The sequence below is a fragment of the Streptosporangium sp. 'caverna' genome, from assembly GCF_003203775.1.
In the GTDB taxonomy this organism is placed as follows: domain Bacteria; phylum Actinomycetota; class Actinomycetes; order Streptosporangiales; family Streptosporangiaceae; genus Streptosporangium; species Streptosporangium subroseum.
This window is the reverse complement of record NZ_CP029711.1, coordinates 5159312-5174865: the sequence shown is the minus strand read 5'-3', so window position 1 is coordinate 5174865 and position 15554 is coordinate 5159312. Positions and strand designations below refer to the sequence as shown.

At 68.5% G+C, this 15554-nt stretch carries 13 protein-coding genes; 3 read left to right on the top strand and 10 right to left on the bottom strand.

Features of this window, described 5'->3' with window-relative positions; all coding sequences use genetic code 11:
- Positions 1 to 34 precede the first annotated feature (34 nt).
- Positions 35 to 1186 (bottom strand): epoxide hydrolase family protein, encoded by a 1152-nt coding sequence (locus DKM19_RS22885; RefSeq protein ID WP_110698203.1) that lies wholly within the window; start codon positions 1184 to 1186, stop codon positions 35 to 37.
- A gap of 170 nt (positions 1187 to 1356) precedes the next feature.
- Positions 1357 to 1896 carry a TetR/AcrR family transcriptional regulator gene (locus DKM19_RS22880; protein ID WP_239514389.1) on the bottom strand — a complete coding sequence of 180 codons (540 nt, stop codon included), beginning with the start codon at positions 1894 to 1896 and terminating at the stop codon, positions 1357 to 1359.
- A 123-nt stretch (positions 1897 to 2019) separates the two neighbouring features.
- Between DKM19_RS22880 and DKM19_RS22875 the strand changes: the two genes are divergently transcribed.
- Positions 2020 to 2901, top strand: a complete 882-nt coding sequence (locus DKM19_RS22875) for an SDR family oxidoreductase (protein WP_110698199.1) — start codon at positions 2020 to 2022, stop codon at positions 2899 to 2901.
- A gap of 142 nt (positions 2902 to 3043) precedes the next feature.
- Here the strand turns inward: DKM19_RS22875 and DKM19_RS22870 are convergent, their stop codons facing one another.
- On the bottom strand, positions 3044 to 3439 hold the full coding sequence (locus DKM19_RS22870) for a RidA family protein (protein ID WP_110705900.1): 396 nt from the start codon (positions 3437 to 3439) through the stop codon (positions 3044 to 3046).
- Between the two features lie 138 nt (positions 3440 to 3577).
- Here DKM19_RS22870 and DKM19_RS22865 point away from each other — a divergent pair, with 138 nt between their 5' ends.
- On the top strand, positions 3578 to 4552 hold the full coding sequence (locus tag DKM19_RS22865; protein WP_110698197.1) for a YafY family protein: 975 nt from the start codon (positions 3578 to 3580) through the stop codon (positions 4550 to 4552).
- Positions 4553 to 4696: 144 nt separating this feature from the next.
- Here DKM19_RS22865 and DKM19_RS22860 read toward each other — a convergent pair whose 3' ends face one another.
- The 6 genes from DKM19_RS22860 to DKM19_RS22835 all read right to left on the bottom strand — a co-directional run bounded on the left by DKM19_RS22860 (position 4697) and on the right by DKM19_RS22835 (position 12100).
- Positions 4697 to 6622, bottom strand: coding sequence for an ABC transporter ATP-binding protein/permease (locus DKM19_RS22860; protein WP_110698194.1), 1926 nt, complete (start codon positions 6620 to 6622; stop codon positions 4697 to 4699).
- Between the two features lie 285 nt (positions 6623 to 6907).
- Complete coding sequence (locus tag DKM19_RS22855; RefSeq protein ID WP_110698192.1) at positions 6908 to 8050, bottom strand: glycoside hydrolase family 68 protein; 1143 nt, start codon at positions 8048 to 8050, stop codon at positions 6908 to 6910.
- Positions 8047 to 8937 (bottom strand): ROK family protein, encoded by an 891-nt coding sequence (locus DKM19_RS22850; protein ID WP_110698190.1) that lies wholly within the window; start codon positions 8935 to 8937, stop codon positions 8047 to 8049. Before DKM19_RS22850 ends, DKM19_RS22855 begins: the two co-directional genes overlap by 4 nt.
- A 6-nt stretch (positions 8938 to 8943) precedes the next feature.
- On the bottom strand, positions 8944 to 9768 hold the full coding sequence (locus DKM19_RS22845) for a carbohydrate ABC transporter permease (RefSeq protein WP_110698188.1): 825 nt from the start codon (positions 9766 to 9768) through the stop codon (positions 8944 to 8946).
- Complete coding sequence (locus DKM19_RS22840; RefSeq protein WP_110698186.1) at positions 9765 to 10733, bottom strand: carbohydrate ABC transporter permease; 969 nt, start codon at positions 10731 to 10733, stop codon at positions 9765 to 9767. The genes DKM19_RS22845 and DKM19_RS22840 overlap by 4 nt, the downstream gene beginning before the upstream one ends.
- A 5-nt stretch (positions 10734 to 10738) precedes the next feature.
- Entirely contained in the window at positions 10739 to 12100 is a 1362-nt protein-coding gene (locus tag DKM19_RS22835) for an ABC transporter substrate-binding protein (protein ID WP_110698184.1), read from the bottom strand.
- Positions 12101 to 12247: 147 nt separating this feature from the next.
- On the opposite strand from DKM19_RS22835, the gene DKM19_RS22830 reads away from it, so the two are divergent.
- Positions 12248 to 13315: a LacI family DNA-binding transcriptional regulator gene (locus tag DKM19_RS22830; RefSeq protein WP_204358960.1), complete on the top strand. Its 1068-nt coding sequence runs from the start codon at positions 12248 to 12250 to the stop codon at positions 13313 to 13315.
- Positions 13316 to 13446: 131 nt separating this feature from the next.
- On the opposite strand, the gene DKM19_RS22825 is transcribed toward DKM19_RS22830, so the two are convergent.
- Positions 13447 to 15531 (bottom strand): family 43 glycosylhydrolase, encoded by a 2085-nt coding sequence (locus DKM19_RS22825; RefSeq protein ID WP_110698182.1) that lies wholly within the window; start codon positions 15529 to 15531, stop codon positions 13447 to 13449.
- Positions 15532 to 15554: the final 23 nt, after the last annotated feature.

The following is a 15554-nucleotide window of genomic DNA, read 5'->3' as shown; positions in this document are numbered from 1 at the left end:
GCCGTATGGGGCATCCCCCTTCGCGGGGCCGCGGTCAGCGCAGGTCGCGGAAGAACTCCCGGATGTCGGCCGTCAGGAGGACGGGTTCCTCCAGCGCGGCGAAGTGGCCGCCCCGGTCGACGTCGACCCACCGGGTGATGGTGTTGGCCGCCTCGTCGTAACGACGGATGGCGACGTCGTGCGCGAAGACGATCGACGCGGTGGGCACGCCGGAGTTCGGGTACGTCACGCCCCAGCCGGAGGCTTGCGCGTAGCCGACGTACGCCGCCGAGCCGGCCGTGCCGGTGAGCCAGTAGATCATCACGTTCGTCAGCAGCCGGTCCCGGTCGATGATCTTGTCGGGCAGCGCGGACCGCGGGTGCGTCCATTCCCGGAACTTGTCCATGATCCAGGCGAGCTGTCCGACCGGAGAGTCGGTCAGGCCGTAGGCCAGAGTCTGTGGACGGGTCGCCTGGATCGCGATGTATCCGAACTCCTCCTGCTGGAACGCCTCGATTCGGCGGAGCCGGTCGTGTTCGAGCTCCGACAGAGCGGCGAGCTCCTCATCGGGCAGTGGCAGCGGCGGTAGCGTGGCACCGCCGTTGACGTGCACGCCCGCGACCCGCTCCGGAGTCACCCGGCCCAGTTGCGGGCTGACCGAGGCGCCGATGTCGCCACCCTGTGCCCCGTACCGCTCGTAGCCCAGCCGGCTCATCAGCTCGGCCCAGGTACGGGCGATGCGATCGGTGTCCCAGCCGCTGTCGGAGGTCGGCCCGGAGAAGCCGAACCCGGGTAGCGACGGGATGACGACATGGAACGCGTCGGCCGGGTCGCCGCCGTGCGCCCCCGGGTCGGTCAGCGGCCCGATGAGGTCGAGGAACTCTGCCACCGAGCCGGGCCAGCCGTGGGTCAGTATCAGCGGGAACGCGGTCGGCTCCGGCGAGCGGACGTGCAGGAAGTGGATTCGCTGATCGTCGATGACGGTGGTGAACTGCGGGAACGCGTTCAGGTATGCCTCGGCGGTCCGCCAGTCGTAGCCGGTGCGCCAGTAGTCGACCAGCTCGCGCAGCCAGGCTGTCGGTACGCCGGTGTCCCAGCCGTCGCCCGGCAGCGCGACGGGCCACCGGGTACGGCCGAGCCGATCGCGCAGGTCGTCGAGCTGCTCCTGCGGGATGTCAATGCGGAACGGGGTGATGTCTTCACTCATGAGGCCGACCGTAGAGATCAAAGCGGACAGCTCCTGTCCTAGGGACGTCCTTGACCCTGGTCTCGCCACCGACCGGATCAGGCTTGACCGCGCCGGCGGTTCGAGTCCGTGAGCGTCCAGAGGCGAGCCTGACGAGCGATAGGCCGCTGAGCGGGTGAGGTTCTGTCCGGTCAGCCCAGCGATGCGCTCGCCGCGCGCAGCTCGTCCAGGGCCGCCAGGGCGTAACCGGCGAGCTCGTCCTCGGCGCCACGGTCACTCTCGGACCATACGACGTACCCCCGTTTGAAGGCGAGGACGCCCAGCTCGCCCGCGAGGGCCGCGGTCGGATCGGGTACGCCGCGGGCGATCAGAGCGGTTGTCATCGCGGCCGCGAGGCTGACGCTCTTGAGGGCGTCACGCTCCTGAAGCTCGGCGCTGGCGGCGACGGCCGCCTTCAGACGAGGGGCGAGCTCCCGGCTCATGGAGCCCATCGCGCTCGAGGCGCGCTCGAGACCGGCCGCGACCGCTTCGAGCGGGCTGGCGTTACCGGGCGCCTCGGCGATCCCCTCGGCCAGCAGCCGGCTCAGTGTCTCCTGCCCGGCCACCAGCAGTTCGCGCTTATCGGGGAAGTGCCGGAAGAAGGTGCTTTTGGTGACCCCGGCGCGCTCGGCGATCTGCGCGACCGTCGTGGCGTCGTACCCCTGCTCGGTGAACAGGTCGACAGCAGCCACGACGAGACGTTCGCGCGCCCCTGGTTTCCATCGACCCATGGGTCCATCATACGCGATGGGACCATTGTCCCATCGCTCTGCTAATGTGATGGGACAGTAGTCCCATCACATCGGGAGAGTTTCATGCGCGTTTTTGTCACCGGTGGCACCGGTCTGATCGGTTCCGCCGTCGTCGCCGAACTGCTCGGCAACAACCACACCGTCCTCGCCCTCGCCCGCTCCGACGCGTCCGCGCTGGTCGCCGAGGCGGCCGGCGCCGAGCCGCTCCGGGGGGCTCTCACCGACCTGGACGTCCTTCGCGCCGGCGTTGCCCAGGCCGACGGGGTCATCCACCTGGCGTTCGCCAACGACTTCAGCAGCGCCGACGCCGTCGCGAAGGCGGTCGCCGAGGAAAGCGCCGCCCTCGCCACCCTCGGCGAGGCACTCGTCGGCAGCGACCGCCCCTTCGTCACCGCCTCGGGTACGCCCTGGGTGCCGGGCCGCGTCTCCACCGAGGCCGACCCACTGCCGACCGACGGGCCGGTCGGCGGTCGTGGCCGCGCGGTCACGGCGGTCCTGGGCCTGGCCTCGCGCGGAGTCCGGAGCACGGCCGTACGCCTGCCGCGCACGGTTCACAACCAGGGCACGGGCGGGTTCGCCGGTTTGCTGACCGGCATCGCACGCCAGACCGGAGTATCCGGCTACCCGGGCGACGGCGCACAGCGTTGGCCGGCCGTGCACGCGCTCGACGCGGCCGTCCTCTTCCGGCTCGCCCTGGAGTCGGCGCCGGCCGGTAGCTCCTGGCACGCCGTGGCCGACGAGGGAGACAGGGTGCGTGACATCGCCGCGGTCATCGGCCGACGGCTGGGCCTGCCGGTCGAGGCGGTGCCGGCGGAGACCTACGGCCCTCTCGGCCCGATCTTCGCGGCCGACCAGCCCTCGTCCAGCACCCACACCCGGCAGGCGCTCGGCTGGGAGCCGAAGCACCCGAACCTTCTGGAGGACCTGGAGAACATCAAGCCCTGACCGGCGACACCGGCGATCGGGCAGACCCGCTGCCCGTGGTCAGCCGCGCCGGTGGGGTCGAGCGATTCCCGCCGGCAGGTTCGCGCGCCGGCCAGTGACATCGTGGCCACCACGATCACCTGCCGGAGGCGGCGAGGTCACATCACGCGACGGCGGTTCCCTCAAGCTCGACCATCAGGTCGGGGATCGCCAGCCGTGTCACCCCGAGCATCGTGGTGGGCGGCGCCACCCCGGCGGCGCCCAGCCGCGACGCCAGCACGCCGTAGTCCTGAAAGAGCCGGTCGACGTCGGTGGTGTAGACGTTGAGCCGGACGAGGTTCGCGAGGGACATGCCGGCCTCGCCGAGCACGGCCTCCAGGTTGTCGAGGCTCAGCGCCAACTGCGCCGCCATGTCACCGGCATGCTGGGGTTTGCCGTCACCGCTCATCGCGGTCTGCCCGGAGCAGTACAAAGTCCGGGTGTGCCCGGAGACGATCTCACCCTGGTTGAATCCCATCTCCACCGACCACGTCACCGGGTTGACCGCCGTTCGTTCCATCGCCACATCAGCTCCATTCGATTCGTCGAAAGTACGTACGTCCACCGGCTCGACAGCCGGGATCCTCGACGTCGTGCTGATGAGCCTCCCAGCCAATACACGACATCCTGTGTCGTGTATTGGCTATAAAGTTTTCGCATGCGCGCCGACCGGTTGGTCTCGCTGGTGCTGCTGCTACGGCAGTACGGTCGGCTGTCCGCGGCCGCGCTGGCCCGCGAGCTGGAGGTATCCACCCGCACCGTATTGCGCGACATCGAGGCGCTGTCCGCGGCCGGCGTCCCGGTCTACGCCGAACGCGGCCGGCACGGCGGGTTCGCGTTGCTGCCCGGTTTCCGGACCGAGCTCACCGGGCTGAACCCCGACGAGGCCCTCGCCCTGCTGGTCGCCGGATCGCGGCGCGGCGCGCAGGCGTTCGGCCTCGGCTCGGCGCTCGCTTCGGCGATGCTCAAGGTGGTCGACGCGCTCCCCGAAAGCTATCGGGACACCGCGGCCGGCGCGGCCGAGCGGTTGCTCATCGACCCGCAGACCGACCTCCTCTCACGTCGGCTGGTCGATGAGGAGGTGCCCGACACCGTAGTGGCCGAGGTCCTGCGCGCGGTGTTCACCGGACGCAGGCTGCGCATCCACTACGCGGCCGTGGACCAGACCCCGACGTGGCGCACGGTGGACCCGATCGGCCTGGTCACCGTACGCGACCGGGGCTACCTGCTGGCCACCAGGTCCGGCGCGGACCGCACCTACCGGCTGTCCCGGGTCCTGGCCGCCGAGGAACTCGCCGAACCCGCACAGCGACCGGACCGGGTCGATCTGGATCGGGCCTGGCAGGAACGCAGCACCCGGTTCCGGGCCGGCGGCGACCAGGTCACCGTGCTGGTACGGATGAACCCGGCGCGGCGGGAGGAGCTGGCGGGCACCGCGCTGGCCGTCCTCGCCGAGGAAACCGACCCAGACGGCCGGCTGCGGCTGGAGGTGACCTTCCAGGATCAGAGGCACGCCGAATGGGCGCTGTGGCAGCTCGCCACGGACGCGGAAGCCCTGGCCCCGCAGTGGCTGCGCACCTCCCTGCGCGACCGCGCCGCCGCGATCGCCACCCGCTACGGGGCGTCATCCTGAGAGTTGCCGCCTGCTGCGGCGTATGGAGGGGCCGGCCTGCGAAGAGGTGGGCCACGCACGTTCACTGTGACGGCGGCACGTGCCGGCCGCACGCCGCGGCACCCGATGAGCGGCCGCCGGTGATCGAGTGCGACTCCGTCCCGGTTACGCCGGAGCGGGTTCCGGCCTGTCGTCTCCCAGCGGACCGAAGCGCCATTCCCCTTCGCCGAGCAGTTCGAGTTCGTGGGTGTGGTGCTGCTCGACCGTCGAGCGGTGGCTGACGCTGACGACGATGGTGTCGGGCAGCTCTGACCGCACCAACTGATAGAGGACGAACTCCAGGTTCTCGTCCAACGCCGAGGTCGACTCGTCGAGGAACATCACCTTCGGCTTCGTCAACAGAATCCGGGCGAACGCGATCCGCTGCTGTTCGCCCGGGGAGAGCACCTTGGCCCAGTCCTGCACCTCGTCGAGCCGGTCCACGAGGTGCGACAGCGCTACCTTACGCAGTGTGCCGCGCAGGGTCTCGTCATCGACGGTGCCTTCTTTGCTGGGATATGTGACGACAGCGCGTAGGTCGCCCAGCGGTACGTAGGGCAGCTGCGACAGGAACATCGTCTCGTTGGGCCCGCACGGCCGGGTCAGCGTGCCGGTGGTGAACGGCCACAACTCGGCGAGGCTGCGCAATAACGTGGTCTTGCCGCTGCCGGACGGCCCGGTGACGACCAACGTGTCACCCACTTCGAGCCGCATGTCGAGCGGCTTGATCAACTGCTGTCCATCGGGGGTGCGGACCTCGACGGCCGTGAGCTGAACCGTCCCGTCGACGCAGGGCAGCGTCGTCACCTCCGGCAGCGCCCGGGCCTCTTCGTTGGCGATGACCAGACCGTGAAGCCGGATGATCGCCGCCCGGTACCCGGCGAAGGCGTCGTAGGCGTTCCGGAAGAACGAGAGGCCGCTCTGGATCTCGTTGAACGCCGATGCCGACTGGGTGAGATCGCCGAGGCGGATCTCGGCGGCGAACAGCCGCGGCGCCTGCAGGAGATAGGGCAGGGGCACGATGCTCTGACTGATCGAGTAGTTCCAGGCGTTGAAGCCGATGGTCCTGTTCAGATACCGCTTGTAGTTGGCGACGACGGGGGTGAACAGGCGCCGCAGCCCCGAGCGCTCCGCGAGCTCGCCGCGGTAGAACGCGACCGCCTCCGACGCGTCGCGCAGGCGCACCAGGGCGTAACGGAACGCCGCGTTGAACTTCTCGTTTCGGAAGGCCAGCCAGATGATCGGCTTGCCGATCCAGAATGCGATGACGGAGGCGATGAGGACGTAGACCAGCCCGATCCAGAACATCGCCCTGGGGATGTCGACCCCGAAGATGGAAAGCCGGCCCGAGAGGTTCCACAGGATCGCCGTGAACGACACGATCGAGGTGACCGCGGAGATCGCGCCGAACAACAGCGTGCTGGACGTCCCCCCGTTGCTCGGAAGGTTGGGCAGAGGTCCGTATCCGGCGGTGACCACGTCGACGTCGGACTGAATACGCTGGTCCGGGTTGTCGATGGTGCCGTCGATGAATCGCGACCGGTAGTAGGCCTTGCCGTCGAGCCAGTCTCCGGTCAGCCTGTCGGTGAGCCAGACGCGCCAGGCCAGCACGAACCGCTGGAGCAGGAACAGATCCAGCAGCAGCCGGGCGATGTGTATCGAGGCCAGGACGCAGAAGGTCCACAGGGACATCCAGAAGCCGTGCTCGCCGGAGCCCTTCACCGCGGTGTTGTTGACGGCGATGCCCTGAACCGCGACCTGGAGGCTGGACAGCATGTCGTTGCCCTGGTAGCTGAACAGCACGTCCAACCGGACGCCGGTGACCACCGACAGCAGCATGGCGCTGAGCGAGAGCCAGACCTTGACGCTCCCCGGACCGGTGAAGTACGCGCCGGTGATGCGCCAGAACTGCCTGCCCCACGTCGTGAAGAGGCCGAGCAGCACGAGGACCGCCAAGGTGCATACCGCGGCGATCGCCCAGGCTATGGCGATCCACACCAGCGATGCCCAGACCTCAGATCCCCAGTCGAGGGTCGGGGTGAACAACTCCATTCCGGAAACGTATAGGCACAGATTGCGACGGGCGCCCTGGAGAGCTCAACTCGCGGGAGGAAGTCGTTCGAGTCTCCGTTGTTCGACGGCGACCTCCCGCGGCCCCGGCGGTCACCGGCGCGACCTGCGGATCCGGTGAGCGGTCGATCGGCTTCCGCGCCGGGCTCGCTCCTGGACGGCCGCGCGCCGCTGCCGCGCCGAGCGGTTCCCGAACCGGTCGAGACGACCGGGATGGCCCCCCGCTCCCTGTGTGAATCGAGAAACGCCGCATGAGGAGTTCGTCGATCAGGTGAGGGAGGACGTCGCGGAATCGAGGGTGAGCGTCAGCATCGGCGCCAGGGTGCCGCCGAAGGCGGCTCGGGCCGCGGACGCCTCTGCCGGCCATGCCCCCGTCCCGGGCCGGCCCCGGTAGTTCAGGAAGCTCGCCACCCGCAGGTCGTTCAACACCAGCCACGCGTATGCCTGATCAGGCTGCTCCGGGGGATTCCGGATCACGAGGCCCGAGCCGTTGAGCGGCTCGTACGGCCCGGTGAGGCTGGGAGCGACGAACCCGTAGAGGCCCGTGGGCGCCGAGTCCGATGGCTCGAACGAGTGGCGCTGGGTGCAGAAGAACAGGTAGTACGACGAGTCGTGAACGATGACGTGGGGGCGTTCGATCTCATGGTTGACGCCGTCGGCGACCAGGAGCGGAGCGCGGAGGGACCAGCCACCGGCGTCGGCGCCGGCGAGGGCCACCGCCCCCGTATAGCGGTCGTCCCAGGCCGTCGAAGCCGCGATCAGCAGGTATTCCCGCCCGTCGGCCGGGTCACGGAACCACCCCGGATCACGGAAGGCCCGGATGCGACCCGGACCGCCTTCGATCTCATCGGCGATCAGGTACGTGCGTCCGTCGGATCGCACGATCTCCCGGTGTTCGGCGGACCCCTCGATCACCGCCCCGCCGTCGTTCGTGATCAGCTTCGGCCGGACCTCGATGATCCGTTGGACGAATGTCGGACGCGCCTCTCCTCGCAGGCCCGAGGCCGTGTAGAAAACGGAGATCGTGCCGTCGGACCGGCGCACCGCCGAGCCGGACCATTCGCGGCTGCCCAAGGACGCTCCGTCGGCGAAGACGTGCCCCAGATCCGTCCAGCCGTCGTCGCCCGTCGCGAGAAGCCGGATGCGGGCCACATCGTGGCGCTCCTCCGGATGGCCGACCGCGGGTGCCGACAGTCCCATCCAGAGCTCGCGGCCATGGATGAGGCACGCCGAGCCGTCCTCATCCTGTACGGGCCACATATCCCAGATGTCGTCGGCAGGCAGCACGCGCGGCAGCGGACCCCGGATCACGGGCGCGGTGGTGGTGGCGCTGTGGGCGAGCCGGTCGAGGTGGGCTCGTGTCCATGCCACGGGCCGAAGCCCGTGGGGAACCGTCGGTGAGGTCGTCATAGCGTTCCTTCCACTGCGTCGCGTGCCAGTTCCACGGCGCCCAGGACGCCCGAAAGGTCATCGAGCGACGGCCCGACGAGGTACTGCGCCATCGCGTCCAAGTCGGTCAGCGGCGGTACTTCGGGGTAGCCGGCGAGGAGCTCGAGCGCGCGGACGCGGACGTTCTGGATGAGAGATTCCCGCTTGGCGACGCCCCCGCCGATGATGACGCGCTGGGGCGACAGCGCGTACGTCAGGTTCGTAACGGCCAGGGCCAGATACTCCGCCTCGAGCTCCCAGGCCCAGGCATCGTCGACCTCCTCGGCGGGACGTCCCCACCGTTGCCGCATCGCCTCACCGGAGGCGAGACCCTCGAGGCAGTCCCCGTGATAGGGACAGCTTCCGGCGAAGGGATCGATATCGGCGTCGTGAGGGATGTACGTGTGACCGAATTCGGGGTGCACCAGCCCGTGAAGGATCCGGCCCCCCACGATGGCTCCCATGCCGATTCCGGTTCCCACGGTCACGTAGGCGATCGTGTCCAGGCCCCGCCCTGCGCCGTGCCGCCATTCGCCCAGCGCGGCCGCGTTCACGTCCGTGTCGAATCCGATCGGCACCTGGAGGGCGTCGCGCAGCGGCGACACCACGTCGGTGTAGGCCCATCCGGGTTTCGGCGTCGTCGTGATGTATCCGTACGTGGGCGAGGCGGGGTTCAGATCGATCGGCCCGAAACTGCCGACGCCGATGGCCGCCGGTCTCTGGTGACGAAGGAAGAAGCGAACCGCCGCCGGGATGGTCTCCTCCGGCTTGGCGGTCGGCACCACCTCGCTCGCCAGGAGGCGGCCGTCTCCGTCGCTGACGGCGCACACCCATTTGGTGCCGCCCGCTTCGATGGCTCCGTAGAGCAACGCGCATCAACCCTTCAACGAGCCCTGGAGCAGGGCGGTGACGAAACGCCGCTGGAAGATCAGGAAGATCGCCAGCGTGGGCGCGAGGATGAGCAGCGATCCCGCGCAGAGTAAGGGGATGTCGGTGCCCCATTGCCCCTGGAAGGCCCCGAGAGCACCCGACATCGTCCGGTTCAACGGGTCGTCGACCAGGACGATGGCCAGCAGGAACTGGTTCCAGGTCCAGAGGAACAGCAGGATCGCCAGTGACGAGGTCGCCGGTATGGCCAGCGGAACGTGCACGCGCCAGAAGAGCTGCCACACGTTCGCGCCGTCCATCCGCGCGCTCTCCGACAACTCCTCGGGCATGTTCACGAAATGGGCGCGCATCCAGAAGACCGAGAACGGCATGAACAACCCGATGAGCGGCAGGATGATCGCCCACCTCGTGTTGAGCAGCCCCATGTCGCGTACCTGGTAGTACAGCGGCGTGATGATGCCTTCGAACGGAAGCGTCAGGCCGAGGACGAACACCAGGAACACGACCTGGCGTCCGGCGATGCGCAGATGTCCGATGGCGAAGCCCGCCATGGTGGCGACGACGAGCGAGACGGGGACCACGCCCAGCACGATCAGCGTGCTGGATTTCAGTAGTTCGCCCATGCGGGCCGCCTGGAAGGCGTCGGCGAAGTTGCCCCACTGCGGGTCGCTGGGCCATTGCAGCCCCTGGGGGTAGGTGCCGGACGGGTGCAGCGCGGTGACGAAGAGGCTGATGAACGGCAGCAGCGTGACCGCCATCAGCAGGACGAGCAGCAGGCGTCCCGTCCAGGCCTCTCGGCGTGCGAAGATCATGAGGTCCTGTCCCTGGTGAGCCATTGGACGGGCAGGGCGCAGGCGAGGATGAGCACCATGAGGACCACCGCCAGAGCCGAGGCCATGCCGACCTGCCGCTCGGAGAAGGCCAGGTAGTAGATCTCGAGGCCGGGCACCATGGTGGAGTTCCCCGGTCCGCCCTGCGTGGCGATGTAGACGATGTCGAAGCTGGCGAGCGCCGCGATCACGGTGACCGTGACGCAGACGCCGACCTCCTGCCGCAGGTTCGGCAGCGTGATCGATGCGAACTCGCGGAACGGCCCCGCCCCGTCGAGCCGGGCGGCCTCGTAGAGCGCGGGGTCGATCTTGCTCATGCCGGCGAGCAGGAGCAGGGTGCACAGGCCGAGGAGGACCCATGCGCCGATCATTCCCACGGCCGGCAGCGCGGTCGCGAAGTCGCCCAGCCACGCGCGTGTCACGTCGCCCAGGCCGACGTACGACAGAAGCTGGTTGATCAACCCGGTTGACGAGAGCAGCCAGCTCCACGCGATGCCGGCGGCCACGAGCGGGATGACCTGAGGAAGGAAGATCACCGTCCGAGCCACGAGCGCGAGCCGGCTGGTGGCGATGCGCCGAATCGTCGAGGCGATGGTCAAGCCCAGAACGACCGGAATGACACTGAAGAACACGATGAGCTTGAAGGCGTTCACGATGGAGGCGAACAGATCGGGATCGGTGAAGACCTTGAAGTAGTTGCCGAGCCCCACCCATGTGGACGCGCCGATGCCGTCCCACTTGTACAGCGAGTACCAGATCGTGTCGACGATCGGCCGCAGGACGAAGGTCGCATAGAACGCGAGTGCGGGAAGGACGAACAGCCAGCCGACCCAGCCCGGCGTACGGAGCCCTCCCAAACGGTGAGGGCTCCGGCGCTTCGCCGCGGCTGCCGGCTCGGGCCGATTCTCGGAGAGATCGACCGCTACGTCGGGAGTTGACCGCGCCATCGGTGTCAGCTCCCTGCGACCTGGCTCAGGTAGTCTTCCTGGACCGACTTCAGCAGCGCGTCGGGCCGCTGCTCTCCGGCGACCAGCTTCTGCAGTTGCGGAGTCCAGCTCTTGGCGTAGATCGCTCCCGTCGCGTTGGCGATGAAGTCCATCGCGCCGTTGTCCTTCGCGATCTGAGCGCCGGCGGCGAGGGTGCTCTCGGTCACCGTGCCGGGTGTCACCTGCGGCATGGAGGCGTCCGCCGGTCCCATGGGGTGCGAGCCGCCGACTTCCACGGAGATCGTGCGGGCCTGCGGGTCGGTGGCCACCCAGTCGAGGAAGGCGGCGGCGCAGCCGGCGTTCTTCGCCTTGGAACCGATGCCGAACGTCAGAGGCGCCGACATGGCCGCCCGGGCACCGTCCTTCTGTACGGGCGGCATCAGGAAGAAGCCGGCGTCTTCGGGCATCTGCTTGTCGAGGTTTCCCGACTCCCAGTCGCCGTTGAACATGAACAGTCCCTGGCCGTCGATGAAGCGGCTCATCATGGTCGCGTAGTCGACGGCGTTGACGTCCTTCCAGAAGTAACCGGCCTTGATCCACTTCTCCAGATGCTGGGTGGCCTGCAGGTTCTCCGGAGTGTCGATCGTGGCGCCCGGCTTCTGGAAGATCCACTGGTTGATCGGTCCGGAAGGACCGTAGGAGGCCATGAGGTCCTGCAGGGGGAACGCCAGGCCACCCGTCGCCCCGCCGTTGAACTGCGCGATGGGGTCGATGCCCGCCTGCTTGGCCTTGGCCAGCAACTCGTCGAACTCCGCGAGGGTCACCGGAGGGGAGGACATGCCGATCTTGCCGGCGAGCTTCTTGTTGTAGAAGACGCCGGTCATGCTGAAGTTGAGGCCCATCGCATAGAGCGACCCCTCGCCGCGGGTGCGTCCGCCCGGCGCGAGCCGCATCTGTTCGAGCTGGGAGGCGGGCCATTTGTCCCAGCCGAAGACCTTGGCGTACTCGTCGAGGTTCTTGAGCAGGCCGTTCTTCACGAGCTCGGAGACCTGGGGGAGTCGCATCAGGTCTGGCGGGTCGTCAGCCAGGACGCGCGGGGCGTTCTGCGTGATGACCGCGAACTGGTCCTCCCGGATGTCCCACTTCACGTTGGGAAACTGCTTGGTGAATTCCGCGGTGAGCGCCTTCGGGAGCGGGAACCCCGTCTCGAAGTACGCGCTGAGCGTGACCGGGGCCGTGCCGCAGGTCGGCGCCGTCGTGAGGGATGGGGCCGTCGCCTCCGACTGCGGGTTGCCGCTTCCGGGTCCGCCGCAGGCGGTGGCCAACGTCCCCCCCAGGACGACCGCGAGCATCGGGCGATGCCAGCGGGAATGAACTCGACGAGACATCGTGCGTCTCCTCCGCTATTGGGGCGTTCCGGCGTGTGCCAGACGTCCCGGATCAAGTTGCTAAACCGGATTAGCAATGCGATAGTCTCACCGTGCGTATCCGGCGATGTCAAGTCCCGGAAATATGGGATGAACATGGAGGTCTCGGTGAGCCCACGTCGGGTCACGTTGGCGGATGTCGCCAACGCCGCCGGTGTCTCCAAGGCCTCGGCGTCCCTGGTGCTGAGCGGCCGAGGGCGTGAGCTGCGCATCTCGCAGGAGGTGGAGCAGCGCGTCCTGCGGGCGGCGGAGGAGCTTCGGTATCGGCCCAATGCCGTCTCCGTGGGGCTCCGCACGGGCACGTCGCGGACGATCGGCTTCGTGTCCGACACCGTCGCGACCTCCCGGCTCGCGGGCGACATGATCAAGGGCGCCCTTGAGGCGGCGCGAGAACGCGGCGTCATGCTGTTCATCGGTGAGACCGAAGGCGATCCCGATCTGGAGAGCGGGCTGCTGCACGCCATGCATGACCGTCAGGTCGACGGCATCATCCTGGCCTCGATGTACACCAGGACCATCAAGCTGCCCAAGGACATCGCCATCGCCCCCGCGGTGCTGCTCAACGCGCTCCCCAAGCAGCCGTCGCCCCTTCCCTCGATCCTCCCCGACGAGGTCGAGGCCGGCCGAGCCGCCGCGCGTGTGCTGCTGGACGCCGGTCATCGCGACGGCATCCATCTGATCGGCGCCGGCCCCGGGATACGGAACGTACCCGCTCAGAGCGTCGCCGCCGTGGAACGACTCGTCGGCATACGAGAAGTGCTCGCCGAGGCCGGAATAAAGATCGCGAGTGGACGGGTCTGCCGGGATTGGCAGCCTGAGGAGGGCCTCGCCGCGACCCGCGCGCTGCTGGACGGCACCCGGCCACAGGCCCTGATCTGCCTGAACGACCGGCTCGCGCTCGGCGCCTACCAGGCGTTGAGCGACGTCGGCCTGAGCGTCCCGGCCGACGTCTCCGTGGTCTCGTTCGATGACCACCCCATCGCGTCGTGGATACGCCCCAAGCTCACCACCGTGGCGCTTCCGCACTATGAGCTCGGCCGGAAGGCCGTCGACGTCCTCTTCGAGGAGATCGGCCGGAAAGACCGCCAGACCGAGGGGACGGCCGAGGTTCATCGCGTTCCCATGCCCGTACGCCTGAGGGAGTCCGTCGCGCCACCGGCACGCGACGGGAGGTGAAGCCCTCCTCAGCCGTTCGGGAAGCCGGCGAGCGTCGTCTGCGCCCGACACCGGTGGTCGTTGCCGTCGCTTGAGCCGTTCAGGCCGGACGTCCCGGGCCGTCGCCGGCCCGGGACGAGAGGCATTCCTTCTCAGGGGGTGGTCAGGTCGAACCGGCGAACGGTGGTCGCGCCGCCGAGCGCCTGGGTGGCGTAGTTGAAGATTCCGAAGCGGTAGCCCATGAAGAACTGCCAGGCGTTGTTCAACGTGAAGGCGGGGCCGAGCGCGGTGAAGTTCACGCCGTCGGTGCTGTAGGAGAAGCGCGCCTGGCGGCCCGAGCCCGGACGGATGTCGGCGTTGGCCCGCAGCCAGATCCGGCCGCCCGAGATGTTCGCGCTCGCCGCCTCGGTGCCGGTGCCCGTGGTGGCCCAGCTGCTGTTCATGGTCAGGCCGTTGGTCATCACGACCCGGTTGACGCCGTTGTCGCGTTTGACGCCGATCCACGCCGACTGGTCCCGGAGCATCGCCAGCCCGGACCGGTCACCGTTGGCCATCGCCGAGTAGTCGAGCTCGATCGTCGCCGTCGACGACGGGCCCTGGATGCGGTGGGTCAGGGTGTTGCGGGCGTTGTAGAGGTCGCTCGTGACGGTCGCGGTCTGCAGGCGCAGGCCGTTGCCGGTGGAGAAGCGGCTGGTGTCGGGGTTGTGGTTCCACTCCCACCGGTGGCCGAGGCTGCCCGAGGTGAAGCTGTCCGATCCGATCATCGACTGCACGGTCTTCGTGGTCTGGATGTTCGGCTTCGGATACGAGGCTCCCCAGCCGCCGTTGACGGTCTGCACCGTGGGCCAGTCGCCGCTCCAGGTGATCGGCGCCAGTGCGGGCACCCGGCCGCCGGGGTAGGCGTCGACGAATGACATGTAGTACCAGTCGCCGTTCTGCGTCTGGACCAGGCCGCCCTGGTGCGGCACACCGCCGCCGGAGATCGGACTCGGCATGTTCAGCAGGACCTGGCGCATCTCGTACGGGCCGAACGGGCTGGTGGAGCGCAGCACGTACTGGCCGTTGGCGGGGCGGGTCAGCCAGATGTAGTAGTAGCCGTTGCGCTTGTAGAAGCGGGCGCCCTCCAGGGTCCCGACGCTGGAGGGCGTCTGGAACACCTGCTGGCTGCGCACCTGGCTGAGCCCGTCGGAGGAGAGCTGCGCGACGCTGATGGTGGAGTTGCCGTAGGCGACGTACATGGTGTCGTTGTCGTCGACGAGCAGGCCGGCGTCGTAGTAGCAGTTGTTGATCTGGGAGCGCTTGGTCCAGGTGCCGTCGACGGCGGAGGCGGTGTAGACGTAGGTGCGGTTGAACTCGACGCAGCCCATCCAGTAGTACGTGCTGTTGCTCGGCCGGTAGTTGAGCGTGGAGGCCCAGATGCCCTTCACGTAGGCCCGTCCGCCGTTGAGGTCGTAGGCGTTTGAGCCGAAGTCGAGCCGGGGCACAGAATGGCCCGCGTACTCCCAGTTCACCAGGTCGTAGGAGCGCAGGATCGGCGCGCCGGGGGAGTAGTGCATCGTCGAGGCCGAGTAGTAGTAGGCGTCGCCGACCCGGATGATGTCGCCGTCGGCGAAGTCCTGCCAGACGACCGGGTTGTTGTAGGTACCGCCGGGAGTCGGGGTCGGGGTCGGGGTGGGGGTCGATCCGCTGCCGACCTGGACGAACTGCCACTGCTGGTTGGCGCCGCCCCAGTCGTCGTACTGGACGATGTTGGCGCCGTCGGCGGTGGAGGCGCCCTGGACCTCCAGGGCCTTGTTGCTGTTGCGGTTGACGAGGCGCACGTAGCCGCTGTCGGAGTCGGCGAGGCGCCATTGCTGGTTGGTGCCGTTGAGGTCGGCCCACTGCACGACCGCGCCGCCGTTGGCGGTGGAGAAGTTGCTGACGTCCAGGACCTTGCCGGAGAGGCGGGACTTGACGCGGTAGTAGCCGCTGCCGGAGTCGACGAACTGCCACTGTTGCTGGTTGCCGTTGTTGCGGGTCCACTGGGTGATGCGGGCGCCGTCGTTGGTGGCCAGGTTGTAGACGTCCAGGGCCTTGCCGCTGGTGCGGTTGACCAGCACGTACCACGCGTTGGTGTCGACGGTCGCCGCGTTGGCGGCGTTCGTGGTGCCGGTGACGAGCAGGGACGTGGCCAAGAGGCAGGTGAGAGCGGCGGCCAGCACGGCCAGCGCCCGGCGCCATTTCCGGGGGGAGTGCACTGTCGGTCCTCCATGGATGAGTG

Coding starts and splice junctions, on each gene's coding strand:
- DKM19_RS22865 (WP_110698197.1), top strand. CDS start 3,578: ATGCGCGCCGACCGGTTGGTCTCGCTGGTGCTGCTGCTACGGCAGTAC.
- DKM19_RS22885 (WP_110698203.1), bottom strand. CDS start 1,186: ATGAGTGAAGACATCACCCCGTTCCGCATTGACATCCCGCAGGAGCAG.
- DKM19_RS22840 (WP_110698186.1), bottom strand. CDS start 10,733: ATGGCGCGGTCAACTCCCGACGTAGCGGTCGATCTCTCCGAGAATCGG.
- DKM19_RS22845 (WP_110698188.1), bottom strand. CDS start 9,768: ATGATCTTCGCACGCCGAGAGGCCTGGACGGGACGCCTGCTGCTCGTC.
- DKM19_RS22835 (WP_110698184.1), bottom strand. CDS start 12,100: ATGTCTCGTCGAGTTCATTCCCGCTGGCATCGCCCGATGCTCGCGGTC.
- DKM19_RS22875 (WP_110698199.1), top strand. CDS start 2,020: ATGCGCGTTTTTGTCACCGGTGGCACCGGTCTGATCGGTTCCGCCGTC.
- DKM19_RS22870 (WP_110705900.1), bottom strand. CDS start 3,439: ATGGAACGAACGGCGGTCAACCCGGTGACGTGGTCGGTGGAGATGGGA.
- DKM19_RS22855 (WP_110698192.1), bottom strand. CDS start 8,050: ATGACGACCTCACCGACGGTTCCCCACGGGCTTCGGCCCGTGGCATGG.
- DKM19_RS22860 (WP_110698194.1), bottom strand. CDS start 6,622: ATGGAGTTGTTCACCCCGACCCTCGACTGGGGATCTGAGGTCTGGGCA.